Origin of the sequence: Polaromonas jejuensis NBRC 106434 (genome assembly GCF_001598235.1) — a bacterium.
In the GTDB taxonomy this organism is placed as follows: domain Bacteria; phylum Pseudomonadota; class Gammaproteobacteria; order Burkholderiales; family Burkholderiaceae_C; genus Polaromonas; species Polaromonas jejuensis.
In genome coordinates this window covers 1-25,917 of sequence record NZ_BCYO01000018.1, presented here as the reverse complement: position 1 = coordinate 25,917, position 25,917 = coordinate 1, and the positions used below count along the sequence as shown (strand labels likewise).

The 25,917-nt window shown below is 62.4% G+C and carries 22 protein-coding genes and 1 pseudogene; 10 read left to right on the top strand and 13 right to left on the bottom strand.

The genetic code is table 11. The features are described 5' to 3' along the window. Positions 1-20 precede the first annotated feature (20 nt). Both PJE01S_RS17670 and PJE01S_RS17665 read right to left on the bottom strand, forming a co-directional pair. On the bottom strand, positions 21-608 hold the full coding sequence (locus PJE01S_RS17670) for a Swt1 family HEPN domain-containing protein (protein ID WP_084389620.1): 588 nt from the start codon (positions 606-608) through the stop codon (positions 21-23). Continuing rightward, a complete protein-coding gene (locus PJE01S_RS17665; RefSeq protein WP_068834964.1) occupies positions 601-1,233 on the bottom strand; it encodes a DUF5343 domain-containing protein in 633 nt (210 codons plus the stop codon). The genes PJE01S_RS17670 and PJE01S_RS17665 overlap by 8 nt, the downstream gene beginning before the upstream one ends. Before the next feature lie 467 nt (positions 1,234-1,700). On the opposite strand from PJE01S_RS17665, the gene PJE01S_RS17660 reads away from it, so the two are divergent. The 4 genes from PJE01S_RS17660 to PJE01S_RS17645 all read left to right on the top strand — a co-directional run bounded on the left by PJE01S_RS17660 (position 1,701) and on the right by PJE01S_RS17645 (position 7,810). Further along, positions 1,701-2,207, top strand: coding sequence for a disulfide bond formation protein B (locus tag PJE01S_RS17660; RefSeq protein ID WP_068835024.1), 507 nt, complete (start codon positions 1,701-1,703; stop codon positions 2,205-2,207). A gap of 202 nt (positions 2,208-2,409) precedes the next feature. Then, positions 2,410-3,213: a translesion DNA synthesis-associated protein ImuA gene (imuA, locus tag PJE01S_RS17655; RefSeq protein WP_068834963.1), complete on the top strand. Its 804-nt coding sequence runs from the start codon at positions 2,410-2,412 to the stop codon at positions 3,211-3,213. Next, positions 3,176-4,588 (top strand): DNA polymerase Y subunit UmuC family protein, encoded by a 1,413-nt coding sequence (locus PJE01S_RS17650; protein WP_068834962.1) that lies wholly within the window; start codon positions 3,176-3,178, stop codon positions 4,586-4,588. The genes imuA and PJE01S_RS17650 overlap by 38 nt, the downstream gene beginning before the upstream one ends. Positions 4,589-4,597: 9 nt before the next feature. Further along, the gene (locus PJE01S_RS17645; protein WP_068834961.1) at positions 4,598-7,810 is read left to right on the top strand and encodes an error-prone DNA polymerase; all 3,213 of its coding nucleotides are present in this window, start codon (positions 4,598-4,600) and stop codon (positions 7,808-7,810) included. Between the two features lie 49 nt (positions 7,811-7,859). Here PJE01S_RS17645 and PJE01S_RS17640 read toward each other — a convergent pair whose 3' ends face one another. The 5 genes and pseudogenes from PJE01S_RS17640 to argA all read right to left on the bottom strand — a co-directional run bounded on the left by PJE01S_RS17640 (position 7,860) and on the right by argA (position 11,278). Further along, positions 7,860-8,528: a phosphoribosyltransferase gene (locus PJE01S_RS17640; RefSeq protein WP_068834960.1), complete on the bottom strand. Its 669-nt coding sequence runs from the start codon at positions 8,526-8,528 to the stop codon at positions 7,860-7,862. After that, positions 8,525-9,223: a dienelactone hydrolase family protein gene (locus tag PJE01S_RS17635; RefSeq protein WP_068835023.1), complete on the bottom strand. Its 699-nt coding sequence runs from the start codon at positions 9,221-9,223 to the stop codon at positions 8,525-8,527. Before PJE01S_RS17635 ends, PJE01S_RS17640 begins: the two co-directional genes overlap by 4 nt. Before the next feature lie 180 nt (positions 9,224-9,403). Then, a pseudogene (locus tag PJE01S_RS17630) lies at positions 9,404-9,628 on the bottom strand (LysE family translocator); the annotation flags it as partial. A gap of 9 nt (positions 9,629-9,637) precedes the next feature. Next, positions 9,638-9,886, bottom strand: coding sequence for a DUF1272 domain-containing protein (locus PJE01S_RS24640; protein WP_084389619.1), 249 nt, complete (start codon positions 9,884-9,886; stop codon positions 9,638-9,640). A gap of 42 nt (positions 9,887-9,928) precedes the next feature. Continuing rightward, entirely contained in the window at positions 9,929-11,278 is a 1,350-nt protein-coding gene (argA, locus tag PJE01S_RS17625) for an amino-acid N-acetyltransferase (protein ID WP_068835022.1), read from the bottom strand. A gap of 204 nt (positions 11,279-11,482) precedes the next feature. On the opposite strand from argA, the gene PJE01S_RS17620 reads away from it, so the two are divergent. Together PJE01S_RS17620 and hrpA are read left to right on the top strand one after the other, a co-directional pair. Then, positions 11,483-12,703, top strand: coding sequence for a GGDEF domain-containing protein (locus PJE01S_RS17620; RefSeq protein WP_068834959.1), 1,221 nt, complete (start codon positions 11,483-11,485; stop codon positions 12,701-12,703). Positions 12,704-12,816: 113 nt separating this feature from the next. Beyond that, positions 12,817-16,809 carry an ATP-dependent RNA helicase HrpA gene (gene hrpA, locus PJE01S_RS17615; protein WP_084389618.1) on the top strand — a complete coding sequence of 1,331 codons (3,993 nt, stop codon included), beginning with the start codon at positions 12,817-12,819 and terminating at the stop codon, positions 16,807-16,809. Positions 16,810-16,959: 150 nt separating this feature from the next. On the opposite strand, the gene PJE01S_RS24635 is transcribed toward hrpA, so the two are convergent. The 6 genes from PJE01S_RS24635 to lptF form a co-directional block, all read right to left on the bottom strand. After that, positions 16,960-17,118, bottom strand: coding sequence for a DUF3309 family protein (locus tag PJE01S_RS24635; protein WP_084389617.1), 159 nt, complete (start codon positions 17,116-17,118; stop codon positions 16,960-16,962). An 89-nt stretch (positions 17,119-17,207) separates the two neighbouring features. Then, complete coding sequence (locus tag PJE01S_RS17610; RefSeq protein WP_068834957.1) at positions 17,208-18,383, bottom strand: pyridoxal phosphate-dependent aminotransferase; 1,176 nt, start codon at positions 18,381-18,383, stop codon at positions 17,208-17,210. A gap of 110 nt (positions 18,384-18,493) precedes the next feature. Continuing rightward, a complete protein-coding gene (locus PJE01S_RS17605; RefSeq protein ID WP_068834956.1) occupies positions 18,494-19,438 on the bottom strand; it encodes a CysB family HTH-type transcriptional regulator in 945 nt (314 codons plus the stop codon). 91 nt (positions 19,439-19,529) lie between these two features. Continuing rightward, entirely contained in the window at positions 19,530-19,907 is a 378-nt protein-coding gene (locus tag PJE01S_RS17600; RefSeq protein ID WP_068834955.1) for a sirohydrochlorin chelatase, read from the bottom strand. A 43-nt stretch (positions 19,908-19,950) separates the two neighbouring features. Continuing rightward, entirely contained in the window at positions 19,951-21,090 is a 1,140-nt protein-coding gene (lptG, locus tag PJE01S_RS17595; protein WP_068834954.1) for an LPS export ABC transporter permease LptG, read from the bottom strand. Further along, complete coding sequence (lptF, locus tag PJE01S_RS17590; protein WP_068834953.1) at positions 21,087-22,211, bottom strand: LPS export ABC transporter permease LptF; 1,125 nt, start codon at positions 22,209-22,211, stop codon at positions 21,087-21,089. Before lptF ends, lptG begins: the two co-directional genes overlap by 4 nt. A 58-nt stretch (positions 22,212-22,269) precedes the next feature. On the opposite strand from lptF, the gene PJE01S_RS17585 reads away from it, so the two are divergent. The 4 genes from PJE01S_RS17585 (at position 22,270) to PJE01S_RS17570 (ending at position 25,909) form a co-directional block, all read left to right on the top strand. Beyond that, positions 22,270-23,793, top strand: coding sequence for a leucyl aminopeptidase (locus PJE01S_RS17585; RefSeq protein WP_068834952.1), 1,524 nt, complete (start codon positions 22,270-22,272; stop codon positions 23,791-23,793). Next, positions 23,790-24,224, top strand: a complete 435-nt coding sequence (locus tag PJE01S_RS17580; RefSeq protein ID WP_068834951.1) for a DNA polymerase III subunit chi — start codon at positions 23,790-23,792, stop codon at positions 24,222-24,224. The genes PJE01S_RS17585 and PJE01S_RS17580 overlap by 4 nt, the downstream gene beginning before the upstream one ends. Continuing rightward, entirely contained in the window at positions 24,221-24,535 is a 315-nt protein-coding gene (locus PJE01S_RS17575) for a hypothetical protein (RefSeq protein ID WP_068834950.1), read from the top strand. Before PJE01S_RS17580 ends, PJE01S_RS17575 begins: the two co-directional genes overlap by 4 nt. A 246-nt stretch (positions 24,536-24,781) precedes the next feature. Further along, positions 24,782-25,909, top strand: coding sequence for a branched-chain amino acid ABC transporter substrate-binding protein (locus PJE01S_RS17570; RefSeq protein ID WP_068834949.1), 1,128 nt, complete (start codon positions 24,782-24,784; stop codon positions 25,907-25,909). The last annotated feature ends 8 nt before the right edge of the window (positions 25,910-25,917 follow it).

Genomic DNA, 25,917 nt, shown 5'->3' with positions numbered 1-25,917 from the left:
TATACGAGGGGTTAGGCACCCTACAAGCCGACCATTCGATTCCAGTCATTCACATACATCTCAATACGCTGGAACTCTGCTGGGAGCAAATAGCGGTTGTGCGCAATGAAGTTTCTCGCGCGTTCAAGTTCATCCAAACGCTGCTTCAACCAGTGCTGCGAACTGATCAGATCGGAGAAGTCGTCCCAATTCGCAATGATGATGTCCGACAAGTGGCCGAATTGAACAAAGCTCAGCGGGTCCTTGGTATGTCCCTCTAGCCAAGAGTTGTCCTTCGCATCCTTCTGCCTCGTGGTCGCGAACTCCTGAACCTTTCGAGGAACCTTCTGCGTCCACCAATCCTCTCCGTGACGCTCTCGAAGTCGCTGAGTCACCAGTTCTCGTACGGAGTTCTCGAAGCAATACAGCAGGGCATAAAGCCGTGCCATTCTCAACGCTTCACCCCGCAGGTCCACTCCAAAGGGCGCTAGTTGATCGGCAAAGAGCGTCCGTTCCGATGCCTCCGTGTCGGCACCGACACGGATTCCGGCCAGTCTGAATCGATCAGCCTCCGCCTCAAACATCAATCCACGGAATAGCCAGTCGCGGAGGTCGCGAGAGTCAATCATTGAGAAGATGCTCCCGCAGGGACTTGAAGATCGCGTTGTAGACCTCTATGTCCTTCGTCGCAGGTAGATGCACTTCAATGTTGTAGCGAAGGCCGCTGAAGCCGTGCGGCAGTTCGAGCGAGCGCTGCGCCTTCGGAGGACTGGGCTCGGGTACCGTCGGGGCCGGAGGTATGGCGGCTTCGGCCGCCTTGGATGTGTGCCTTGCCGATGAGCTGAGGTCTGCGAGCTTCAGTAGCGCAAAGAAGGTAGCAGCCTGGCGCTCCGCGACAAGGTCAGTGACGTTGTGCGTGGACTTGAAGCGTCCAATGACGGCCTGGCGATCGGCCTCCGAAGGATGCTCGTTGATGTGAAAGAGATCTTCGTACGTTTCTCGAATCGCTTCGCCGAGTACGCGTCGGGATTGAGACTTGTCGCGATACTGGTGGTAGCGCTTCGTAGGGGATCCGTCTGCAGCGAGAAATTTAAGGTCCTTGAGCACGGGTAGTGCTGCTTGATCGTTGCTGCTCGTGAATCCGATGCCCTTTAGATGCGCCATGGTGAACTTGTCGGGCGCAGCGCCGTCGATGATCTTTTGGAAGATCGATGGCAGATTCTTGTTGCTGACCATGTAGCGTGTTGTGAGCATCGATCCTCCGAAGTGCGTGTTTTAGGGTGCCTAACTTTGATATATCCCGCAAAACTGCGGAATAACATGGCGCGTTGCGGAATAACACGGCGCGCAGAATTCGAGAAAACTGTTTGCTGTCATGGGGTTAGATCGCTGTTCTGCATGAATGCGACGGTCTATTGGTTTTGCCAAAGTCACCGCCCAGTGTTTTTCGCGCTTCCCCTTGCTGGGTAAGTTGCGAGACGTCTTCGCCAGCAGGCACTATGCCTGAAAAAGGGCCAAAACCGACCATTCGGTGCGTGGTTTTCATCCTTTGACCTGGCTTGATGCCTCTTCACAACATGCGCCTTTTGCAAAAAGAGGCGTGCACAAGTTGGCTGACCAGGGTGCTTGCATCAATCCGTTCGTCCCACCCGGGAACTTCTCGCCATCTAAACTCACGAACCATCGCACAATCTTGATGGAGGTTTGATAAAAGGATGACGATGTTTTTGACTTATTTCGATGCCGTGCCGCGCCGCGTGCTGGCGCTGGTGTCTCTGGCCTGTGTGGCCATGCTGGCTTTTGGCTTGTACTTGCAGCATGTGGTGGGCCTGGAGCCTTGCCCCATGTGCATCGTGCAGCGTTATGCGCTGCTGCTGGTGGCGATTGTGGCGGGCATCACCGCCTTGGCCAGGAGCAAAGGCGTGCTGATCACGGGTTCGAGTCTGCTGGTGCTGATGGCCGGCTTTGGCGCTTTCGTGGCGGCGCGCCAGAGCTTTTTGCAGTGGTATCCGCCTGAAGTGGCTTCTTGTGGCCGCGACTTTTACGGAATGATCGAAACCTTTCCGCTCAAGCGCGCCATCCCCATGATCTTCAAGGGCAGCGGCGACTGCACCAAGATCGACTGGACCTTTCTGGGCGGCTCGATCGCCAACTGGTCTTTCCTGTGCTTTGTGGCGATTGGTCTCGTGGGGCTGGTCCTGATCGCCCGGCTGACACGCCAGCGCTGAGCGCAACGCTTTCTCATCAAGCGCCGGGTTGGCTGCACCCTGGCGCTTTTTCTTTTTTCCCAATGAAATCAGTCCCTTGAAGGGGGAGGGCGGCGCACGCCCGAGCGGGGCGAAGGGGTCATTGCACGGGCTTGAATCAGGCAATATACTGTGTTTACATCCAGTTATTTGACTGGATGTTTTACCCGATTGAGCCCACCCCATGCTTTCCCCGATTCCTGTGAACCGAGCCTTGCCGGACCTTGCGCATGTCTGGCGCGCGGGTGAGCTGGGCAGTACAAGCCTGCAGACGGTGGACACGGGTTACGCGGCGCTCAACGATGTGTTGCCCGGTGGCGGCTGGCCGCAGGGGGCGTTGATTGAGGTGCTGCAGCCGCAAGCCGGCCTGCATGAGTGGGGTTTGATCGCGCCGGCGCTGGCAGCCACGCAGCTTGCGTCGCCTGACCAACTGGTGGTGCTGGTGGGCGCGCCTTACCTGCCTTTTGGCCCGGCGCTGGGCGCGCGCCAGCTCAACATGCAGCGCCTGCTGTTGGTGCAGGCCAAAGGAGGGGATGGGCCTGCGCTGCTCTGGGCCACGCGCGAAGCCTTGCAGTGTGCCGACGTGGCCGCCGTGCTGGCCTGGCTGCCCGAGGTTCGCAGTGCCCATTTGCGCCGCCTGCAGATGGCCGCCCAGGCGCACCACAAGCTGCTGTTTGTGTTTCGCGCCCTCAGTGCCCAGCAGGAGTCGTCGCCCGCGCCGCTGCGTTTGCTGCTCGAAGGCACGGAGGGTGAGGCTGGCAATCTGTTGCTCCATGTGCTCAAGCGCCGGGGCCCGCCGCTGGCTTTGCCGGTGCTGCTGGACACCCGTCCGGCCCGACTGGCGGCGCTGCTGGCGGCCAGCCGGGAGCGCGTGCGGCGTCAGCGCGAAGAGGCCGGCGCCTTGCCGCTGGCGGCGGTGTTTTCTTCGGTTTCAACGCGAGAGGTCCACCATGCGCTGGATCGCACTGCAAGCCTGCATTCCCACTGAGCCCGGACCGGCGCCCATGGACGCGGCGGCAGCGCAGCGGGCGCTGGCCAGCCTGGCGCTGGGCTTGACGCCGCGTGTGGCCCTGGTCGACGAAGCCGTGCTGATGGAGGTGGCCGGCAGCCTGCGCCTGTTTGGCGGCCTGAGCCGGCTGGCGCAGCTGCTGGAGCGGCGTGCGGCGCAGTTTTTTGAGTCAAATCAGCTGCCAGCCCAGATCAGCCGGGCGCAAGGTGCTACATCTTTAATAGCGCTTGGGCGCTTGCGACTGCGTGCTGCGGGCATCGTGGGAAAGCGCGTGGCCGACCTGCCCATGAACACCCTCAGCGCCGCGCGCCCGCACCTGGGCGTGCTCGAACGTATCGGCTGCCGCAGCTGGGACGACCTGCTGCGCCTGCCGCGCGACGGCGTGGCCAGGCGCTTTGGCGCACCGCTGCTGCAGGCGCTGGACCGCGCGCGCGGTCAGGTGCCAGATAGCTACGAATGGCTGCTGCTGCCCGAGTGTTTCGATGAAAAGCTGGAACTGGATGCGCTGATCATCCATGCGCCGGCGCTCATGGCCGGGGTCGAGCGGTTGCTGCTGCATTTGCAGGCCTGGCTGCTGGGCCGCCAAAGCGGGCTCAGCGCCTTGAAGCTGGTCTGGCACCTGGACAAGCGGCGCGATGTCGCGCCCACCGGCGAGCTGCTGATACGCACGGCCCAGCCCGCCCAGGATTTGCGCCATGTGGCGCGCCTGATCGCCGAACATCTGGCGCAGCAGCGTTTGCCGGCCCCGGTCCATGCCTTGAGCCTGCAGTCGCTTGAAACCGAAAAGCTGCTCGATTCAGCCGCCGCCACCGGCAGCCTGCTGATGGAGGCGAGGCAGCAGGGTGACAGTGCGGTGGAGCTGATAGAACGCTTGAGCGCACGCCTGGGTGAGGCGCAGGTGCAAGCCTGGCAGCCCTGTGCCGACCACCGGCCCGAGCAGATGCAGCGCTGGATCAGCGCGCAAGGTGCTCTTAAGTTGATAGCTGGTAGCGCCCATCCTGAAAGGGCTACAGGCCAAAATGACATCAAACATGAAGCCCTGTACCCGAGCTGGCTGCTGCCCGAGCCGCTGCGCTTGCAGACGGTGGGCGACAGCCCGGTCTACCAGGGCCGGCTGCTGCGGCTGGCCGGGCCGCAGCGCCTGGAGGTGACGGGCTGGCTCGCGTCGGCGGACCAGGCTGGCGCCAGGCCCGCCGCCATTCGTGACTACTTTATTTACCGCAGCCAGCAGGCCGGCCTGCTGTGGATTTACCGCGAGCGCCTGTCAGTCAAGTCCGTGACGTCGCAGACATCGGTAAGGGCGCCGCAGGCGGGTGCCGGCCACGCCTGGTATTTGCACGGCTTTTTTGCCTGAAAGCCCAGCATGTTCAGCGGCCCGCTTCCCGACTATGCCGAGCTGCATGCGCTCAGCAATTTCAGCTTCCAGCGCGGCGCCTCGCATGCCGAAGAGCTGGTCGAGCGCGCCGCAGGCCTGGGCTACCGGGCGCTGGCCATCACCGACGAATGCTCGGTGGCCGGCGTGGTGCGCGCGCATGTCGCGGCGAAGGCGCACGGGCTCAAGCTGCTGCCGGGTGCCGAGTTTTGGGTCGAGGCGGCCTATCCCTTCCGCCTGGTGGTGCTGCCGCATGACGCCGCAGGCTGGGGCAATCTGTGCGAGTTCATCACCGAGGCGCGGCGTGTGGGTGACGCGCATGAGAAAGGCGGCTATCGGGTGGCGCTGGGCGAAACGGATTTTTCAGGGCTGGCCGATTGCGAAATCCTGCTTTGCCCTTCCCAGGGTGCTATCAATGTAGAAGCGCTTTGCGCCCATGCCGATTGGGCTAGAGGCCTTTTTGACTCAAAAATAGAACAGAGAAGCTGGCTCGCCGTCGAGTTGTTGCAGGGCCTGGACGATGCGCTGCGCCTGCAGCAACTGCAGGCGGTCGCACTGCGCACCGGCATCCGCCTGGTGGCCGCCGGCAGCGTGCTGATGCATGTGCGCTCGCGCAAGCCCCTGCACGATGTGATGACCGCCATCCGCCTGGGCAAGACCGTGCATGAATGCGGCTTTGCCCTGCAGGCCAATGCCGAGGCGCATTTGCGGCCGCGCATGCGCCTTAGCGAGATTTACCCGGCGGCACTGCTGCGCGCCACGCTGGAGGTGGCGGCGCGCTGCCGCTTCAGCCTTGACGAGATCCGCAATCTGTACCGCTATCCGCAAGAGGACATGGTGCCTGCGGCCGAAACACCCGCACGGTGGCTCAGGCGGCTGACCTGGCAGGGGGCGCAAAAACGTTATTCGGGCCGCATTCCCCGGAAAATCAGGACGCAGCTCGCGTTTGAACTGGCACTGATCGAAGAGCTTGAATACGAGATGTACTTCATCACCGTGCACGACATCGTGCGCTTTGCCAGGGGCGAGGGGATTCTCTGCCAGGGCCGTGGTTCGGCGGCCAATTCGGCGGTCTGCTTTTGCCTGGGCGTGACGGCCGTCAACCCGGTGGAAAGCAAGCTGCTGTTTGAGCGTTTCATCAGCCGCGAACGCAGCGAGCCGCCCGACATTGATGTGGACTTCGAGCACCAGCGGCGCGAAGAAGTCATCCAGTACATCTATGAAAAATACGGCCACGACCGCGCCGCCATTGCCGCCACCGTGATCAGCTACCAGCCGCGCAGCGCCCTGCGCGATGTGGGCAAGGCGCTGGGCATGGCGCCCGAACTGATAGCGCAGTTGGCCAAGGAGCATTTCTGGTTTGACGGCAGCGATGCGCTGGCAGAAAAACTTGAAGAGGCCGGCCTTCAGTCGCCGGCCGGCCCGCTCCTGCAGTGGCTGGACCTGACCGTGCAGCTCATCGACTTCCCGCGCCACCTGAGCCAGCATGTCGGCGGCTTTGTGCTGACGCAGGGCCAGCTGACGCGCCTGGTGCCGGTGCAGCCTGCCGCCATGGAGGCGCGCCGCATCATCCAGTGGGACAAGGACGACCTGGACGCCATGGGCCTGCTCAAGGTGGACGTGCTGGCGCTGGGCATGCTGTCGGCCATCCGGCGCTGCCTGGATCTGGTGAATCAGACGCGAGGCCGCCATCTGGAAATGCATCAGATTCCATCGGACGATGCGCCCACTTACGACATGATTTGCGCGGCGGATACCGTGGGCGTGTTCCAGATCGAAAGCCGGGCGCAGATGTCCATGTTGCCGCGCCTGCAGCCGCGCAACTATTACGACCTGGTGGTGGAGGTGGCCATCGTGCGGCCCGGGCCTATCCAGGGCGGCATGGTGCACCCTTACCTGAAGCATCGCGAAATCATCAGGAACGGAGGGGAGATCAAACCCGAATACCCGGCACTCAATCCTGCATTGGACCGCACGCTGGGCATTCCCATTTTTCAGGAGCAGGTGATGCAGATCGCCATGATCGCCGCCGACTTCACGCCCGGCGAGGCGGACGACTTGCGCCGTTCCATGGCAGCCTGGAAGCGCAAGGGCGGCGTGGAGCGTTTTCATGGCCGGCTGGTCAATGCCATGATCAAGAACGGCTACAGCGCCGAATTTTCAGAGCGCATCTTCAGCCAGATTCTTGGTTTTGGCGACTACGGCTTTCCCGAAAGCCATGCCGCCAGCTTTGCCAAACTGGTCTATGTGAGCTGCTGGCTCAAATGCCGTGAGCCCGCCTGCTTCCTGGCGGCGCTGCTCAATTCGCAGCCCATGGGGTTTTACTCACCCTCGCAACTGGTGCAGGATGCGCGCCGGCACGGCGTGGAGGTGCGCGCCGTCGATGTCATGCATAGCGAATGGGACTGCACGCTGGAGACCGCCTTTGAAACCGCCAGCTTGCCGCAATACCCCGGCATCCATACCGACCAGCCCGCGGTACGACTGGGTTTGCGCCTGGTGGCCGGCCTGTCTGAAAAAACGGCCCGGCGCCTGGCGGACGCGCGGGCGCAAGCGCCGTTCACTTCCACGGAAGACCTGGTTTTGCGCGCGCAGCTGGGGTCGCCGGACATCAACGCGCTGGCCGCCGCCGATGCGCTGCGCCCCCTGGCCGGTCACCGGCGCCAGCAGGTTTGGGAGGCGTCGGCCATCAAGCCGGCTCCGCTGCTGTTAAAGGCCGTGCCCACGCATGAAGCCGCGCTGGTGTTACCCGAGACGCCCGAGGGCGAAAACATCCTGTTCGACTACCAGTCCACCGGCCTGACCCTGCGCCGCCATCCGCTGGCCTTGCTCAGGCCGCGCCTGGCTCGCCAAGGCTTGCTCAGCGCGGGCGAACTGAATGCGTTGCCCGACGGAGAGCAGGTGGCGGCCTGCGGCATTGTCACCGTGCGCCAACAGCCGCAAACCGCCAAGGGAACGGTCTTCATCACCCTGGAAGACGAGACCGGGCCGGTCAATGTGATTGTCTGGAAATCACTGCGCGAGGCGCAGCGGGCCGAGGTGTTGCATGCCCGGCTGCTGGCGGTGTACGGCAGATGGCAGCGCAGTGAGGAAAGCGGAACCGAAAAAGGCTATGGCGCCGTCCGTAACCTGGTGGCGCACCGGCTGGAAGACCTGACGCCGCTGCTGGGGCGACTCGGCACATCCAGCCGCGATTTTCATTAGGGCGCGGGGGTTGCCGCGGTGTCCTGGATTTTTCCCCGCCCGTGAATCATCAATGCCCGGTCAATGCGTGTTCGCGCCGGGCCTCTTCCAGCAGCGTGCGGACTTCGTCGTCGCTGCTCTGCAGGAAGTTCTCGTACCAGAGGCCGACGGCACGAAACGGCCGTGGCGTCGCGACGCAGATGACTTCGTCGGCCTCATCCCGCAGTTCCTGGCAGGTTTCCTCGGCGCCCACCGGCACCGCCACCGCCAGATGCAGCGGGTGCTGCTGGCGAGTGGCCAGCACGGCCGCGCGCATGGTCGAGCCCGTGGCCAGCCCGTCATCCACCACGATCACAGTGCGGCCACCGATGTCAATTGCTGCGCATCGGCTGCGGTAGAGCTGCTCGCGCCGCGCCAGCTCGGCCTGTTCGCGTGCGCTGACCGTGGCCAGGTCCTCGGGCGAGACCGTGAGGCCGGGCAGGCGATTCATCACGCACACGCCGCCGCTGGCAATCGCGCCCATGGCGTATTCCTCATGGCCCGGAAAGCCGAGCTTGCGCACCACGACCACATCCAGCGGGGCCTGCAGCGCGTGTGCCACCTCAAAACCCACGGCCACGCCGCCGCGCGGCAGGGCGAGCACGAGCAGGCCGGGACGGTTGCGGTAGTGTTCGAGCTTTTCGGCGAGGATGCGGCCGGCTTGGCGGCGGTCCTGAAAGGGCAGAGGGACGTCCCTCATGATGGGTGCTCCACGTGCTTTCTGCCGCGCACCAGATGGGCCGTGAACCACGAGGCTGCCAGCTCGGCCACCTGTTCCAGTGCTCCGTGCTCTTCAAACAGGTGCGTGGCCCCGGGAACCACGGCGATCTGCTTGTCGCAGCGCAGCTGCTGGTAGGCCTCTTCGTTGAGTGCTATCACGCCGTGGTCGGCGCCTCCCACGATGAGCAGGGTGGGGGCGGTGACGGCAGCCAGCACGACAGGCCCAGCCAGGTCGGGGCGGCCACCGCGCGAAACCACGGCGGCGATGCGCGCGTCCAGCCGGGCCGCGGCGATCAGCGCTGCGGCACTGCCGGTACTGGCGCCGAAGTAGCCGATGGGCGCATGCTGCAGCTCAGGTTGCGCCGCCGCCCAAAGGGTGGCGTCCTGAATGCGGCGCGTCAGCAGCGCCATGTCAAAGCGGTGTTCGCTGGTGTGCTGGTCGACCTGCTCCTCCTGCGCCGTGAGCAGGTCAAACAGCAGGGTGGCCATGCCGGCTTGCTGCAGCTTTTGTGCGACCTGCCGGTTGCGGGCGCTATGCCGGCCGCTGCCGCTGCCGTGGGCGAACAGCACCAGGCCACAAAAACCTGCAGGCAAGGCCAGGTCGCCATAAAGCCAGGCATCGCCGGCAGGAATGCGGACTTCGCGAAGGGTCGGAGCCGTGTGAACGCTATGCATGATGTTCACCTCCAAGGTGAAGTTTAGCGCTGCGGCGTACGTGTGTGTCAGATAGTTCCGGTTTCGGTACAGGACGGCGCCAAGGGACCGTTATTGATGATAAAAACCGGCCGCAGCCCAGGCATTGCAGGCATCAATAGCTATAAAAACAGGAGCAAAAGCCTGCCGCTTGCCCGAAGCTCAGGTGGTGGCGCGGCGGTAAAACCCCAGCGAGCCGGCCAGCGCCAGCAGGGCACTGCCGCACAGCCGGTCCATCCAGCGCGTGGCAGGGGCTTTGAGCAGGCGGACCGCATGCGCCCCGATCAAGGCGTAGCCGAACATGACCGAAAAATCGATGCCTGCGAACACCCGTGAAATGGCCAGGTATTGCGGCGCTTGCGCGGCCGCCGGGTCAATGAAGCAGGGTGGTCAAGGTCATGGCGCCGCTCCGCAGCCGTGGGGTTTGAACACGCGTTCGTTCGACGGCGGGTATTTGGCGAGCAGCTCTGCCGGTCGTCGCGGCCTCACGGTGAACTCCCCGCCGCAGTTGGGGCAGACACCCTTGAGCCGGGTGTTCACGCAATCGACGCAAAAGGTGCATTCAAAGGTGCAGATGCGCGCATCAGGCGACTCGTTGGGCAAGTCACGGTTGCAGCATTCGCAGTTGGGGCGGAGTTGAAGCATGGTGGTAGTTCCCCTTTTGATAGACCGGCTGACCGCCGAAATTCAGCCCAGCTTTTTCACCAGCACCTGGCTCTTGCGGTCCCAGTTGTACTTGCGCTTGCGGGCTTCCGGCAGCCAGTCCGGGTCGACCGGCACAAAGCCGCGCTTGATGAACCAGTGCATGGTGCGCGTGGTCAGTACAAATATGCTTTGCAGGCCGGCGGCGCGGGCGCGCTGCTCTATGCGCTTGAGGATTTTCTCGCCGTCGCCCTGGCCCTGGCTTTGCGGCGAGACGGTGAGGGCGGCCATTTCGGCGGTCTTGGCTTCGGGGTAAGGGTAGAGTGCCGCACAGGCAAAGATCACGCCGTCGTGCTCGACGATGGTGTAGTTGGCGGCGTCGCGTTCGATCTCGGTGCGGCTGCGTTTGACCAGCGTGCCGTCCTTTTCGAACGGTTCGATCAGCTGCAGGATGCCGCCCACGTCGTCCTCCGTGGCTTCACGCAGTTCTTCGAGTTTTTCGTCGACCACCATGGTGCCTATGCCGTCGTGCACATAAATTTCCAGCAGCAGCGCGCCATCGACCGAAAACGGGATGATGTGGCTGCGCTCCACGCCGGCCTTGCAGGCCTTCACGCAGTGCTGCAGGTAAAAGGCCGTGTCGCTCGGGCGCTGTCCCGCCGGTACCTGGGCCAGCAGCTTCTCGGCCGCCGCCAGCGGCAGTTCGGTGTCTATGGGGTTGTCGTCGCTCGCGGGCTCATCCGGCTTGATGCGTATGCCAGGAACCTCGGTGACGAAAATCAGCTTGTCGGCCTGCAGCGCAATCGACACGCTGGTCGCCACTTCTTCCATGGTCAGGTTGAAGGCCTCACCGGTGGGGGAAAAACCGAAGGGCGAAATCAGCACCATCGCGCCGAAGTCCAGTGTGCGCGAAATGCCCGCCACATCGACCTTGCGCACCAGGCCCGAATGCTGGAAATCCACGCCATCGACAATGCCCACCGGCCGCGCGGTGATGAAGTTGCCGGAGATCACGCGCACGGTGGAGCCGGCCATGGGGGTGTTGGGCAGCCCCTGGCTGAATGCGGCTTCGATTTCATAACGCAGCTGGCCGGCGGCCTCCTGTGCGCAGTCCAGCGCCACCTCGTCGGTGATGCGGATGCCGTGCGAGTACTTCGCGGCGTGCCCCTTGGCCTTCAACTGCTCGTTCACCTGCGGGCGAAAGCCGTGCACCAGCACGACCTTCACACCCATGCTCTGGATCATGGCCAGGTCCTGCGCCAGGTGCGCCAGCTTGCCCGCGGCAATCGCTTCGCCGCAAATGGCCACCACAAAGGTCTGGTTACGGAACTTGTGGATGTAGGGCGCCACCGAGCGGAACCAGGGGACAAAGGTGAAATTGAAGACGGCAGACATGGGCGCGCTTTCGGGGGTCAGGAAGGGATCGGCAAAAATAGCGGAGGCCGGGTAATCCGCAGGTCCGTCATGGGGCGGAGCTGCCTTCCCGGCAAAAAGAAAAATTTGCAATGAGTGTAAGGGAGGAAGTCCAGTGGCCTTGGCCGGATAGGACATTTGGCGCCCCATTGCGTTATGTCGGCCGGGCAGGTATGGTTTAGCTCCATGGAACAATTTGTAACAGGTTTTTGGGGCGGTTTTTTCGGGACGATCACATTGATGCTGGCCGGCTCGGTGTTCGCTTTCACACGTGGCGTGCGCCGGGTGGCGCTCAATGCGGCCTTGTCGGCCCTCGCATCGGGCTTTTTTGTCGTGGCTTATCTGGGCTGGTTGCGGTTTGCAAGCGCCGACACGCTGGCGCGCTTTCTGGGACAGCTGGCCTGCGTGGTTTCCGCGCTGCTGACCTATCTGTTGTTTTCCCTCCTTGGTCTCCTGCGCCGGCCCAAAACCCGGCGTTGCACCATCACGGCGCTGGCGGCGATTGCCGTCGTGACGATGGTGGCTGGATGGTTTCTTCAACCGTTGCAGGCGCTGGCGTTGGGCACGGCGACCGCCTGCCTGCTGGGCCTGCTGGCACTGGCCCTGAGCTTGCGCAGTGCCTTGCGGGGTGACCGGCTGGCCTGGGTGGCCGTCTCGGGCGTGTTTTTCATGCTGCTGGCCCTGGCCGGGCTCAGCTGGATTGCGCTGGACCGGGCCCATGTGCCCTGGCAGGTGCACGTGGCGAGCGCCATCGCCGGAACCATTTACCTGACCATGATGGCGTCGGTGTTGTGGAGCCGCTATGCCTACCTGATAGAGCTGAACCAGGTGATGGCCTACGGGCCCAGCTATGACCCGGTCACCCGCATGCGCTCACACAACGAAACCGGGCATATGGTGGGTGCGGCCTTCAAGCGTTACCGCGACGAGCCCGTGCCGCTGGGGGTCATCGTGCTCTCCATCGCCAACCTGTATGTGCTTGAAAAGCTCTACGGCCTGCCGGCGGTGAACCACGCGCTCTTTGTGTGTGCTGCGCGGTTGCGGCGGGTGGTGCCGGCCGATGTGGAAATGGGCCGTCTGGCCAACGACAGTTTTTTGCTCCTGGTGCATCGCTGCCATGACAGCGGCCGGCTGATTCAGCTGGCGCGCACGGTCCAGGCACGCCTGTCCAAATCCGTGGTGCTCAATACCCGCATGGAGGCCGGGTCGCTGGGCAAGCAGCAAACCCGGTGGGCCGCGGATGTCGGGACGGGTGTACTGAAGGTGAGCAAGATTGATGCGCGTGCAGCCACTTCGGTGGCCCTGGGACGCGGCATGTCGCGCACCGCGTGGAGCTACCCCAGCCGCGTCGCCTGGTATGACGAAACCAGCGGAGAAATTGTCGACTTGCCCGTGGCAAGCGCCTGATACGACCCTATTCCCTTTTTATTCATCTTTAAACCATGGCCAGGCGGCGCCCGGGCCGGTGAGAACGCCGATAATCAGCAGCTTTGACTGCTAGTTCGTCCTTGTCTGCTTCCTTGTCTCCTCTGGCCATCACCTTCCCCGATTCGCTGCCCGTTTCCGGCAAGCGCGATGACATCACTGCGGCGCTCACGGCGCATCAGGTCATCATCGTCTGCGGCGAAACCGGCTCGGGCAAAACCACCCAACTGCCCAAGATCGCCCTGGCCATGGGGCGCGGCAAGCTCAACTACCCGGCCGGCCAGGGCAAGCTGATCGGCCACACCCAGCCGCGCCGCATTGCTGCCTCCAGCGTGGCCAAGCGCATTGCCGAAGAACTGAAAACACCGCTGGGCGAGGTGGTGGGCTACAAGGTGCGCTTTCAGGATCGGCTGAGCCGCGACGCCTCGGTCAAGCTCATGACCGACGGCATCTTGCTGGCCGAAACGCAGACCGACCCGCTGCTGCGGGCCTATGACACCCTCATCATCGACGAGGCCCACGAGCGCAGCCTGAACATCGACTTTCTGCTGGGCTATCTGCGCCAGCTGCTGCCGCGCCGGCCCGACCTGAAGGTGGTCATCACATCGGCCACCATCGATGCGCAGCGCTTTGCCGATTACTTTGCGTCAAGCGCGCCGCCGCCGGGCCGCCCCAAGTCGGGCGCAGCCCCCTCGGGGGGCAGCGACGACGCGCAGCGCGGAGCGTGGGGGCCCATGGTTCCGGCGCCTGTGATCATGGTGTCCGGCCGGATGTTTCCGGTCGAGCAGCGCTGGCGTCCTTTTGAGGAGTCGCGCGATTACGACTTGAACGACGCGATTGCCGATGGCGTTGATGAGCTCTGGCAAAGCCCGCACAGCGCCGGCGACATCCTGATTTTTCTGCCCGGCGAGCGCGAGATTCGCGAAGCCGCCGATCATTTGCGCAAGCACCTGGCGCACCAGCCCCTGACCCGCAATGCCGAAGTGCTGCCGCTGTTTGCGCGCCTGAGCCAGGCAGAACAGGACCGCATTTTTGACGGCCACACCGGGCGGCGCATTGTGCTGGCCACCAATGTGGCCGAGACCTCGCTCACCGTGCCGGGCATCCGCTATGTGATCGACACCGGCACCGCGCGCGTGAAGCGCTACAGCTTTCGCAACAAGGTCGAGCAGCTGATGGTGGAGCCGATCTCGCAGGCGGCAGCCAACCAGCGCGCCGGCCGCTGCGGGCGCGTGGCCGACGGCATCTGCATACGCCTGTATGACGAGCAGGACTTCCTGGGCAGGGCGCGCTTTACCGACCCGGAAATCCTGCGCAGCTCGCTGGCCTCAGTGATCTTGCGCATGAAGGCGCTGCACCTGGGCGCCGTCGAGGAATTCGCCTTCATCGAGCCGCCGCAGCGCCGCGCCATTGCCGATGGCTACCAACTGCTCGCCGAGCTGGGCGCGGTGGACGACGACAACGAGCTCACGCCCGTGGGCCGCACGCTGGCCAAACTGCCGCTGGACCCGCGCGTGGGCCGCATGATCCTGGAGGCCAAGGACCGCCAGGCGCTGGATGAAGTGCTGGTGATTGCCAGCGCCCTCAGCGTGCAGGACGTGCGCGACCGGCCCATGGACAAGCAGGCGCAGGCCGACCAGCAGCATGCCAAGTTCGACGACGAGAAGAGCGAGTTCAGCGGCTACCTGAAGCTCTGGAAGTGGTTGGGTGACAGCCGTGGCGGCCATGGGGCGGAGCACAAATTGTCGAACCGGCAATACGAAAGCCTGCTGCGCGAGAACTACGTCAACGTCCGCCGCGTGCGCGAGTGGCGCGATATCCATTCGCAGCTGCACACCGTGGTCGGCGAGCAGGGCTGGCATCTGAATGACAGGCCTGCCAGCTACGAGCAACTGCATTTGTCCATGCTCTGCGGCCTGCTGGGCAATATCGGCTGCAAGAGCGACGAGGAAGACTGGTATCTGGGCGCGCGCGGCATCAGGTTTTACCGCCACCCCGGTGCGCGCCTGAACAAGAAGCCGGGCCGCTGGATTGTGGCGGCCGAGCTGGTCGAAACCACGCGCCTTTTTGGCCGCGGCCTGGCCAACATCGAGCCGCAGTGGCTGGAGCAGGCGGGTGGCCATCTTTTAAAGAAGCAGCTGCTGGATCCGCACTGGGAAAAAAAGGCGGCGCAAGTCACGGCGCTGGAGCGGGCCACGCTGTATGGCCTGGTGGTCTACAACGGCAGGCGCGTCAATTTTGGCCGGGTGGACCCGGTGACGGCGCGGGAAATCTTCATTCGTGAAGCGCTGGTGGCCGGCCACTGGGACAGCAAGCTGCCGTTTCTGGCCGCCAATGAAAAATTGATTGCCCAGGTGCAGGACCTGGAGCACAAGGCGCGCCGGCAGGACGTGCTGGTGGACGAAGAGCTGATCTACGCCTTTTACGACCAGCAATTGCCGGCCGACATTTGCAGCGGCGCGAGTTGCGAGCGCTGGTACAAGGACGAAGTCAAAAATCAGCCCAGGCTTTTGCTGCTGAGCCGCGAAGAGCTGATGCGCCACGAGGCCGCCGGCATCACCACGCAGGCCTTTCCCAAGACCTTGCGCCTGGGCGGCGTGGACTGCGCGGTGACTTATCTGCACGAGCCTGGCGATGCCCGCGACGGCGTGACCGTGGAGGTGCCGATTTTTGCCCTGAACCAGGTCAACGACGAGCGCTGCGAGTGGCTGGTGCCTGGCATGCTCAAGGACAAGGTGCAGGCGCTGATCAAGACGCTGCACCAGCGGCCGCGCTCCCGGCTCGTGCCCTTGCCCGACACCGCGACGCGCATGGCCGAGCAGCTGAACGAGCCGCAGGTCTTCGGCAGCGGTTCGCTGACGGACGCGGTGCTCAAGCTGGTGCGCGATGCGACCTCGCTGGACGTCAAGCGCGCCGACATGAAGCTGGACATGCTGCCGCCGCACCTGTTCATGAACTTCCGCGTGGTGGACGAACATGGGCGCCAGCTGGGCACCGGCCGCAACCTGGGCGCGCTCAAGGGCGAGCTGGGTTCGCAGGCGCGCGGCGCTTTCCAGGCGCTGGCCGGCTTGAAAAATCTGGGCAGCCCGAGCAGCGGCGCGCCGAAAAACGATGTTGCGACGCAAGGTTCTGCATCAAATCGGCCTCCCGCCCAGGCGGGGCGGGCGCAGCCAGCTCCTGAAAAGGTAGCGGCCAAAATACCGGAGCGCTACACCAGCTGGAGTTTTGGCGAGTTGCCGGAGCTGATGGAAATCCGCAAGGGCGCGCAGACGCTGATTGGCTTCCCGGCGCTGGTGGACCTGGGCGCCGACGGCGGCGGTGCGGTCACGATAGAGGTGTTTGACGAGCCCGATGTGGCGGCGGCCAGGCACCGTGCGGGCCTGCGCCGCCTCTTTTCCCTGCAGATCAGGGACGCGCTGAAGTACCTTGAAAAGAATTTGCCCGAGCTGCAGAAAATGGCCACGGCCTACATGCTGGTGGGGCGCGCGGCCGACAACTCGGGCGGTGGCACCCTGGAAGAGCTGCGCACGCAAATCATTGACGTCGCGCTGGACCGGGCCTTTTTGCTGGACCCCCTGCCCACCAACGAAGCCGAATTCAAAAAACGGGTGGACGATGGTCGCGGCCGGCTGACCCTGATTGCCAGCGAAGTGGCGCGCCTGGCGGCCGGTATTCTGGTGGAGTTTGCGGTGGCCCAGCGCAAGATCAAGGACAGCAAAAATGCCGCCGAAGCGGCTGCGGATGCCGCACAGCAGTTGCAGCGCCTGGTGCCCAAGAAGTTTTTAACCGCCACGCCCTATGCTCAGCTGCAGCACTTTGCGCGCTACCTCAAGGCCATCACCCTGCGGCTGGAAAAGTGGCGCACCGACCCGGCCCGCGATGCCGCCCGCATGGCCGAGTTGCGGCCGCAGGAGCAGCGCTATTGGCGCCTGGTGGCCGAGCGCAAGGGCGCAGTGGATGCGCGCATGCAGGAATTCCGCTGGCTGCTGGAGGAGTTGCGCGTGAGCTTTTTCGCGCAGGAGCTGCGCACGCCGCAGCCGGTGAGCGTGAAGCGGCTGGAAAAAGCTTGGGCCCAGATTAACAGTTGAAGACAAGCTTTTCAGCGCAGGCTAACAATTGTCCGGAGGACTTGTTATGCCGTAGCTACAAGGCCTGGGCGCAGATCAACAGCTGATTCGGCCCCATAAAAAGCGCCTTGCAACGGCAAGGCCCTGCATCATTCAAGCGGCGGGTTCGGCCTAGATGCGTCCCATCAGCAGCAGCACCAGCAGGATCAGAAGCACCAGCCCGATGCCACCGCTGGGAACATAACCCCAGCTTCGGCTATGCCCCCAAGTCGGCAGGGCGCCGACCAGCATAAGAATAAGAATGATGAGCAGAATGAGCGAAATCGACATGGAAGCACTCCCTGTTATGTCGTTCTATTCTTGTCCCGAGCGGTGGAGAATCAGGCAGGCGGAGCGCCCATCCCACCGTCAGGAGGCACCTACAGTTTGGCCAGACGCTCCAGCGCAGCGTGCAGGGTCTCATCCTTCTTGGCAAAGCAGAAACGCACCACGCGCTGGTCAAAGCCGTCGCCATAAAACGCCGACAGCGGAATGGCCGCCACGCCTATTTCAGTGGTCAGCCATTGGCAGAACTCGGCCTCATTGAGGTCGCTGACGTCCGAAATGTCCACGCACTGGAAGTAACTGCCTTCGCTGGGCAGCAGCTTGAAGCGGGTATTGGCCAGCCCGGCGCGGAACAGGTCGCGCTTGCGCTGGTAGAAAGCCGGCAGATCCACGTAAGGCCGGTCGTCGGCCATATAGGCGGCCAGGCCGTACTGAACCGGCGTGTTGACGGTGAAGACATTGAACTGGTGCACCTTGCGGAACTCGGCGCTCAGCGCAGCCGGCGCGGCGACCGTGCCGACCTTCCAGCCGGTCACATGGTAGGTCTTGCCGAAGCTGCTGACGATGAAGGCACGCGCCGCCAGGCCTGGAAAGCGGGCCGCGCTCTGGTGGACCTGGCCTTTGGCGGCGTCAAACACCATGTGTTCATACACCTCGTCGCTGATCAGCAGCACGTCGGTGGGCGCCAGAATCTCTTGCAGCTTGAGCATGTCGGCCTGGCTCCAGACCGTGGCGCTCGGGTTGTGCGGCGAGTTGATCAGGATCGCCCGCGTACGGGACGTGATGGCCTGCGAAATCTTGTCGAAGTCAGGGCGGAAGGTGCCTGGCGTCAGGGGAACGCGCACCACCGTGCCGCCGGCCAACTCGATATTGGGCACATAGCTGTCGTAGCAGGGCTCCAGCACGATCACTTCATCGCCCGGGTGCACCACGGCCAGGATGGCGGTGATGATGGCCTGCGTGGCGCCGGCTGTGATGGTGATCTCGGTGTGGGGGTTGTAGCTGTGGCCGTGCAGCCTGGCGATCTTGGCGGCCACCGCTTCGCGCAGCACGGGCACACCGGTCATGGGCGGGTACTGGTTCAGGCCACGGGTCATGGCGTCGGTGACGGCATGGACCAGCAGCGGGTCGCACTCGAAGTCCGGAAAGCCCTGACCGAGGTTGACCGCGCCTTTTTCGGCGGCCAGCGTGGACATCACCGTGAAAATGGTGGTGCCGACGGATGGCAGTTTGCTTTCCAGCTTGGGGGTACGTTCGAGGATGGTGGTCATGGTCGCAAGGTGTGGTATTTCTTCAAGCGGCCACCGCGGAACCGGCTTTGCCGGGCCGCTGGTGGCGCCCCCTCGAGGGGGAGGTGGCTGCAGGCCGCTTCGGGGGGGAGCTAAATCTCATAGTCGTTAACGCGGCCGGTCATGGCCTTGGTGATGAGTGTTCTGTCCAGCTTGTCGCTGAGCAGCTCGGCAAATTTATAGACGAAATTGCGCAGGTAGGCGCTGCGCTTGAAGGCCACGCGCGCAATGTTCACGCCAAACAGCGGACCCGCCGGAATGGCCAGCAGATCGCTGTTCGTGCCATCGTCCTTGAGCGCCATCTCCGCAACAATTCCGACGCCAAGGCCCAGACGCACATAGGTCTTGATCACGTCCGAGTCAATGGCTTCAAGGGCAATGCGTGGCTGCAGGTGCCTGGCCGCAAAAGCGTGATCGATCTTGGTGCGCCCCGTAAACGACGGGTGGTAGGTGATCAGTGGTTCCTGGGCCAGGTCTTCCAGGCTGATGTTTTCCTTTTTGGCCAGCGGGTGGTCTATCGGGATGACCAGCATGTGCTGCCATTCGTAGCAGGGCAAGGTCACCAGATCGTCATACTGGGTCAGCGACTCAGTGGCAATGCCGATCTCCGCCACCTCGTCCAGCACCATGCGGGCCACCTGGTCGGGTGAGCCCTGGTGCAGGCTGACGTTGACCTTGGGGAAGGCTTCGCGCAGTTTGGCCACGGGCAGCGGCAGGACATAGCGGGCCTGGGTATGGGTGGTGGCGATGGACAGCGTGCCGCTGTCCTGCGCCGAAAACTGCTCGCCGATGCGCCGCAAATTCCCCACCTCGCGCATGATCAGTTCAATGCTTTTGAGGACATGCGCACCGGGTTCGGTCACGCGCTTGAGGCGTTTGCCGTGCCGCGCAAAAATCTCCACGCCCAGCTCTTCTTCCAGCTCGATGATGGCCTTGGAGACGCCGGGCTGCGAGGTATGCAGGGCGCGAGCCGTTTCGGTGAGGTTCAGGTTGCGGCGTACGGCCTCCTGAACAAAGCGGAATTGGTGAAGGTTCATATCTAATTTAGGCTAATTATTGGCTTTATTATGCCTGTATTGCCCTAAAGAAACGCGTGATGTCTTTCTGCGACATCCGCCGCGTAAAGCGCTACGACAGTGCGATGTCCGCCATCAGTGCGGTCAGTTGATCGTACTCGCCCGCCGTGGGCAGGAGTTCAATCGTGGCGCCGGGGTGGGCGGCCCTGATGGCGTCGATCAGCCGTGGCAAGTCTTCCCTTGCATGCTTGCCAAGTCCAAGAAAGAGAGGGAACACCCTTATCTGACGGGCACCATTAGCTATTAAATCCGTAGCGGCCTCGGGCAGTGAGGGCGAGCAAAGCTCAAGGTAGGCGCAGCAGACGGCCCGGCCGGGCTCGCGGGCGCATATGCGTGCGGCGACGGCTTCAATCGGCGCCCGCCACTGGGGGTCACGCGAGCCGTGGGCGAGCAGAATAATTGCCGGTGCTGTCAATTCGGAAAGCGCCATCTTGGGAATATTGCTTGTGACGGTGAGCCAGCGCCGACCAGCGTCAGCGCTTGAAGACCAGCCAGCCAAACGCGCCCAGCGAAACGGCCATGTACAGCAGGCCCGGTGTGGCGGCCGCCAGCCAGGGTTGCCAGTTGCGCAGATTGCCGATGTAGCCGAACACGTTGTTGAGCAGGAAGAAGCTGATACCTATCATCACGCCCGCAAAAACATAGGCCGAAATACCGCCAGAGCGGAAATGAAGGTAGGCAAAGGGCAGGGCGAGCATCACCATGACCAGGCAGCTGAGCGGGTAAAACACCTTTTTCCAGAACTCGATTTCATAGCGCTGCGCGGTTTGGCCATTGGCGTCCAGATGGCGGATGTAATTGAAGAGGTCGATGGTGGCCATGCGGTCGGGTTTGAGCAGCGCCACCGACACCATTTCCGCGCTGATTTCGGTGGGCCAGCGAAAGCCGTCCACGGTGGCGCGCCTGACCCTGGCCACCTGTTCAGATTTGCCACCAAAACCAGTCGGGACTGCAAACTCCGCGCGCTGGGCCTGCTGAAGCAGCCAGGCGCCGTCGGCGGAAAATACCGCGACCGGCGCCTCGGTGGTGGAAACGATCAAGCCCTTGTTGTTGAATTCGAAAATCTGCACGTCATGCATTTCATTGCCGGATGACAGTGTTTTGACGTTGACCACGAAGCTGTTGTCGGCCTGCTTTTCCTTCAGCCAGGCCCCCGTCTGTCCGATGGTGATCTTGCCCTGGTAGCGCGCCTTGAGGAGTTGCGCGGTGCGCTCACTGACAGGCGCCAGGTAATCGCCCACCGCAAAGCTAAGCACCACAAATAAAGCGCCCAGCGCCAGCAGCAGCTTGAGCGCCCGCCAGGGGCCCAGTCCGCTGGTGCGCAAAATCGTGTATTCGGAACTTTGGGCCAGCCGGGCCATGACAAAAACGGTGCCTATCAGCACCGAGATGGGCAGGAGTTCATACAGGTGGTTGGGTACCAGCAAAGCCACATACAGCAGGGCATGCCGGATCTGGTAGACATCGGCAGCAGCGCTGAGGCCATTGTTTTTGCCCAGATACTGCAACTCATCGACGAAGTCAAAAAAGAAAAACAGGGCGAGAAAACCCAGCGCAACCAGCGCGATGGAGGCCAACACCTCGCCGTAAATCAGGCGGCGTATCGTTTTCATGAGGGGCTCCCGTGTACGCGCACGTCAGGCGGCGGGCGGTGCAGGCGTGCCGCCGGCCTGAAAACCCAGTTGTATTGCCGCTTGAGCAGCCATCCCAGGCCCAGCAGCAGGACGCCCCCATGCAGCGCCAGCAGGAAGTTGCTGAAGCTGATCAGCCCCACGAAAATCCAGCTCTGCCCCAGATTCAGCAGGTTGTTGTAAACCACAAAGGTCAGCAGCACAAAAATCATGTTGCCGCTGCGCCCGCCACGCGGATTCACACTGGCCAGCGCCACCGCCAGAATCACGAAGTTGATGGCTGACAGGGCCAGCCCCACCCGCCATGCCAATTCACTGAGATTGCTTCGCGTGGGGACCTTGGCCAGGGCACGCGTGGACAGCAGTTTGGCTTCCGGCTCGCTTTCGCTGAGGCTGCCCGAGCTGCCGGTTTTGGTGCCGTACTCTTCAAAATCGCTGATTTTGAGGGCGGATTGCCCGATCACGTTTTCAAGCCGTTGTCCATTGGACAGCATCACGAATTGCGTGTCTCCCTGGGTCTCCACGCGGCCCGAGCGTGCCGTGGTGACGGAGTTTTTGCCTTTCTCCGTCGCCGCAATAAACACGTTGTTGCTGGCTTGCCCGCCGGCCAGATCGCGGTCAATGAAAAACACGCGGTTGCCACCGGAGGACTCCTGAAACTGACCGGGCGCCACCCGGTCCAGGTCGCCGCGTTGTTCATAGCGGCTTTGCATGTCCTTGGTTTGCTGGTTGGCCCAGGGCCAGACAAAAAGCGCCATCAGGGTGATGACCAGCAGAACGGGCCAGGCAAACCGAAACAGCGGCCTCAAAAAGCCGGTCAGTCCCTGGCCGCTGGTGAACCAGACCACCATTTCACTGTCGCGGTACATGCGCGACAAAGTGCTGACCATGGCAATGAAGAGAGACAGGGTCAGTATGGTTGGCAGGCGGCCGAGTGCGGAAAATGCCATGAAGAGCATGACATCCTGTGGGCTGATGGAGCCGCGCGAGGCCTGGCCCAGCGTGCGGATCAACACGATGGTCATCACGATGGTGACCAGCACCACCAGCGTCGCCCCGAAACTGCGTGCCAACTCTTTGCGAATCGAAGATTGGAATAACATTGACTGAATATTTGCTTTGCGTTGCTTTATTTTTGTTTTACTTGCCAGACCCTGAATTATGGACTTTGAACTCAAAACACTGACCCGTGCCCGCCTTTGCAGCGAAAAATGTGATGCCCTGCTGGTACTCATACCCCAGGACTTGAGTTCTTCCGGTGACGACCCCTTGTCGGCACTGGCTGCGCTGGCCATCAAGTCTGGCGATCTTGAAACCAAGCCGGGCAAGCTGCTCGGTGCTTATCGCACGGCGGGCATCGCGGCAACCCGGGTTCTGCTGGTGGGGGCGGATGACGGCAGTCCGAAAAATGTTCGTACCGCGGTGAATGCCGCGTTGGGCACCTTGAAGACCAGCAATGTCCGGCGCGTGGTTATCAGCCTCAGCGCGCTGAGTGATCTCCAGGCCGATGCGGTGCATGCCGCCGTGGTGGCTTGCAGCGAAGCCGCCTACAGCTATACGACCACCAAGTCAAAAGCCACTCCGGCAAAACTTCAGCAGATCGTGATCGAGGTCAGCAATACGGCCGCCGTCAAGCCGGGCTTCGATAAAGGCACGGCGTTGGTCAAGGGCATTGAATATGCCAAGGAATGGGCTAACCGGCCGGCCAACTATGCCACCCCCAACTTGCTGGCGGGAGCGGCCAAGGCTTTGGCCAAGTTTTCCAAAATCAAGGTCGAAGTACTCGGTCCCAAAGAGGTGGCCAAACTCGGCATGGGCTCCTTCATGGCCGTGGCCCAAGGTTCGGCAGAGCCTTTGCGCTTTATCGTGCTGCGCTATGACGGCGCGGCCAAGGCCGCGGCGCCCGTGGTGCTGGTCGGTAAAGGCATCACCTTTGACACGGGAGGGATCTCGATCAAGCCTGCGGGCGAAATGGACGAGATGAAGTTTGACATGTGCGGAGCCGCGAGCGTGCTGGGGACTTTCCGGGCGCTGGCCGATCTGCAGCCGGCGCTGAATGTCGTTGGGCTGATCCCCGCCTGCGAAAACATGCCAAGCAGCAGTGCCATCAAGCCAGGTGATGTGGTGACCAGCATGAGCGGGCAAACCATTGAAATCCTGAACACGGATGCCGAAGGGCGGCTGGTGTTGTGCGATGCCTTGACTTATGCCGAGCGCTTCAAGCCCAGTGCGGTGGTTGACATTGCCACGCTCACCGGTGCCTGCGTGGTGGCGCTTGGCGGGGTGCGCAGCGGCCTCTTTTCAAATAATGACTCACTGGCCCAGTCCTTGGCCGAGGCCGGTGAGTCCTCCCTGGATCTGTGCTGGAGAATGCCGCTGGATGAAGATTACGCCGAAGGGCTGAAAACCAATTTTGCCGACGTTGCGAATGTGGCGGGGCGGGCGGGTGGCGCGGTCACTGCGGCCAAGTTCCTGCAGCGTTTTACGGCGAGCTTCCCGTGGGCGCATCTGGATATTGCCGGCACGGCCTGGAAAGGCGGGGCTGCCAAGGGCGCAACGGGCCGCCCCGTGCCTTTGCTGGTGGATTATTTGCTGGGCCAGGTACCGGCGAGCGCTTCCGCGAAGGCGCCATCCACGTCCAGGCCCGCCCGGAAAAGCAAGCCTGCTGCCAAAACCCGGGCATGACCGAGATCGCCTTCCACTTCAATGTGCCTGACAAGCTGTTGTACAGCTGCCGTCTGCTGCGCAAGGCCTACCTCAGCGGCGCACAGGTGGTGGTGACGGCGGCACCCGAGGTTTTGGCTGAGCTCGATCACTTGTTGTGGAGCTTCTCCCCGACGGAGTTTGTGCCGCATTGCCGCGCCGATGCGCAGGAAAACAAGCTGGCGGGCACGCCAGTGCTGCTCACCGAGTCCGTCGCGGCCTGCCCACACCATGGCGTGCTGGTAAATCTTGGGCATGACATACCGGCTGAATTTGAACGGTTTGAGCGCTTGATTGAAGTGGTGACGCTGGCCGATGACGACCGTCTGGCCGCGCGCGATCGCTGGAAGCATTACACCGACAGGGGGTATGCCATGAAGCGGCATGATTTGGCGGCTGGGGCCGGGGCATGAGCCGTCCGCCATTTCCGCCCCGTTTCGTTCCCACATTGACGGAGGTGGTTCGGCCTGCGCCGCCCCCGTCTTCTTCTGCTCCCGTTTTGGGCAAGACCGAAGCCCCTGCGGCCCTTCCCGCCGAACTGGAGGAGCAAATGGTGCAGCGGGTATTGCAACGCATCGACCTGGTTCTGGAGCGCCGTTTGCGGGAGGCCGTGGGGGAGTTGATCCTGGCGCACACCCAAACGCTGGCACCAAGGCTTCGCGAAGAGATTGAACTCGTCGTGCGCCAATCCGTGAGCCAGGCTTTTGCGCAGGAAGAACCTTAAATAACCCACCTGGTCTCCAGGCCGGTGCTTGGGGGCAGGGTTTTCGGCAGGTCCCCACTTGCCTGACTGGGGCGCCAGGCGAACTCAAGACTGCATAAGACACTCATTTATCGGGTAAACCCGTTGATCGAAAAAAACCTAGGGGCGTTGCTATGGTGTGGGCCCGAAAATTGCGTTAAGTTCGGCCCCGTTGAGTAAAAAAATATTCTCAACCTTTTATGGCAATTTCCTAATCGGAGTGTTTTTATGCAAATGAAACTAAAACTGACCGTGGTGGCTCTCGCTGCAGTGACGGGTTTGGCAGTGGCCCAGGATGCAGTGGTCAAAATCGGCCACGTGGGGCCGATGTCCGGTTCGCAGGCGCACTACGGCAAGGACAATGAAAACGGCACGCGGATGGCAATCGATGACCTGAACACACAGAACGTTGTCATTGGCGGCAAAAAGATCAAGTTTGAAATTGTTGCTGAAGACGACGCCGCTGATCCAAAACAGGGCACCGCCGTGGCACAAAAACTGTGCGACGCCAAAGTGTCTGGCGTGGTCGGTCACCTGAATTCGGGCACGACGATTCCGGCATCCAAGGTGTACAACGACTGCGGCATTCCCCACATCACGGGTGCGGCAACCAACCCCAACCTGACCAAGCCGGGCTACAAAACCACCTACCGCATCATCGCCAACGACAACGCCCTGGGCGCCGGTCTGGCTTTTTATGCCGCTGATGCCCTGAAACTGAAGAAAGTGGCGATCATCGATGACCGTACCGCCTACGGCCAAGGTGTTGCTGAAGTGTTCAAAAAGACGGCTCTGACAAAAGGCATGACCGTGGTTGACGAGCAGTTCACCACCGACAAAGCCACTGACTTCATGGCCATCCTGACCGCCGTCAAATCCAAGAACCCCGACGCGGTCTTCTACGGCGGTATGGACGCTCAAGGCGGCCCGATGCTGCGCCAAATGGAACAGCTCGGCATGAGCAACGTCAAATTCTTTGGCGGTGACGGCATCTGCACGGCTGAAATAGCCAAGCTGGCCGGTGGCGCCAAGACCCTTAACAACGTGGTTTGCGCGGAAGGCGGCGCATCGCTGGCCAAAATGCCTGGTGGCGAAGCCTGGAAAAAGCGTTATGACGCCAAGTACCCCGGCCAATTCCAGATTTACAGCCCGTACACCTATGACGCAACCTTCGTGCTGGTTGACGCCATGAAGCGTGCCAATTCAACCGATCCAAAGGTTTACACCCCTGAGTTGATCAAGACCAACTACAAGGGCGTGACCACCACGATCGCGTTCGAACCCAATGGCGAGTTGAAGAACCCGGCCATCACCTTGTATGTCTACAAAGACGGCAAGAAATCTGCCCTGAACTAAGTTCTTCA

What these genes read in the sequence shown, in the direction of transcription:
- PJE01S_RS17670 (WP_084389620.1), bottom strand. Translation starts at nt 608, where the DNA reads ATGATTGACTCTCGCGACCTCCGCGACTGGCTATTCCGTGGATTGATG.
- PJE01S_RS17665 (WP_068834964.1), bottom strand. Translation starts at nt 1,233, where the DNA reads ATGCTCACAACACGCTACATGGTCAGCAACAAGAATCTGCCATCGATC.
- PJE01S_RS17660 (WP_068835024.1), top strand. Translation starts at nt 1,701, where the DNA reads ATGTTTTTGACTTATTTCGATGCCGTGCCGCGCCGCGTGCTGGCGCTG.
- imuA (WP_068834963.1), top strand. Translation starts at nt 2,410, where the DNA reads ATGCTTTCCCCGATTCCTGTGAACCGAGCCTTGCCGGACCTTGCGCAT.
- PJE01S_RS17650 (WP_068834962.1), top strand. Translation starts at nt 3,176, where the DNA reads ATGCGCTGGATCGCACTGCAAGCCTGCATTCCCACTGAGCCCGGACCG.
- PJE01S_RS17645 (WP_068834961.1), top strand. Translation starts at nt 4,598, where the DNA reads ATGTTCAGCGGCCCGCTTCCCGACTATGCCGAGCTGCATGCGCTCAGC.
- PJE01S_RS17640 (WP_068834960.1), bottom strand. Translation starts at nt 8,528, where the DNA reads ATGAGGGACGTCCCTCTGCCCTTTCAGGACCGCCGCCAAGCCGGCCGC.
- PJE01S_RS17635 (WP_068835023.1), bottom strand. Translation starts at nt 9,223, where the DNA reads ATGCATAGCGTTCACACGGCTCCGACCCTTCGCGAAGTCCGCATTCCT.
- PJE01S_RS24640 (WP_084389619.1), bottom strand. Translation starts at nt 9,886, where the DNA reads ATGCTTCAACTCCGCCCCAACTGCGAATGCTGCAACCGTGACTTGCCC.
- argA (WP_068835022.1), bottom strand. Translation starts at nt 11,278, where the DNA reads ATGTCTGCCGTCTTCAATTTCACCTTTGTCCCCTGGTTCCGCTCGGTG.
- PJE01S_RS17620 (WP_068834959.1), top strand. Translation starts at nt 11,483, where the DNA reads ATGGAACAATTTGTAACAGGTTTTTGGGGCGGTTTTTTCGGGACGATC.
- PJE01S_RS24635 (WP_084389617.1), bottom strand. Translation starts at nt 17,118, where the DNA reads ATGTCGATTTCGCTCATTCTGCTCATCATTCTTATTCTTATGCTGGTC.
- PJE01S_RS17610 (WP_068834957.1), bottom strand. Translation starts at nt 18,383, where the DNA reads ATGACCACCATCCTCGAACGTACCCCCAAGCTGGAAAGCAAACTGCCA.
- PJE01S_RS17605 (WP_068834956.1), bottom strand. Translation starts at nt 19,438, where the DNA reads ATGAACCTTCACCAATTCCGCTTTGTTCAGGAGGCCGTACGCCGCAAC.
- PJE01S_RS17600 (WP_068834955.1), bottom strand. Translation starts at nt 19,907, where the DNA reads ATGGCGCTTTCCGAATTGACAGCACCGGCAATTATTCTGCTCGCCCAC.
- lptG (WP_068834954.1), bottom strand. Translation starts at nt 21,090, where the DNA reads ATGAAAACGATACGCCGCCTGATTTACGGCGAGGTGTTGGCCTCCATC.
- lptF (WP_068834953.1), bottom strand. Translation starts at nt 22,211, where the DNA reads ATGTTATTCCAATCTTCGATTCGCAAAGAGTTGGCACGCAGTTTCGGG.
- PJE01S_RS17585 (WP_068834952.1), top strand. Translation starts at nt 22,270, where the DNA reads ATGGACTTTGAACTCAAAACACTGACCCGTGCCCGCCTTTGCAGCGAA.
- PJE01S_RS17580 (WP_068834951.1), top strand. Translation starts at nt 23,790, where the DNA reads ATGACCGAGATCGCCTTCCACTTCAATGTGCCTGACAAGCTGTTGTAC.
- PJE01S_RS17575 (WP_068834950.1), top strand. Translation starts at nt 24,221, where the DNA reads ATGAGCCGTCCGCCATTTCCGCCCCGTTTCGTTCCCACATTGACGGAG.
- PJE01S_RS17570 (WP_068834949.1), top strand. Translation starts at nt 24,782, where the DNA reads ATGCAAATGAAACTAAAACTGACCGTGGTGGCTCTCGCTGCAGTGACG.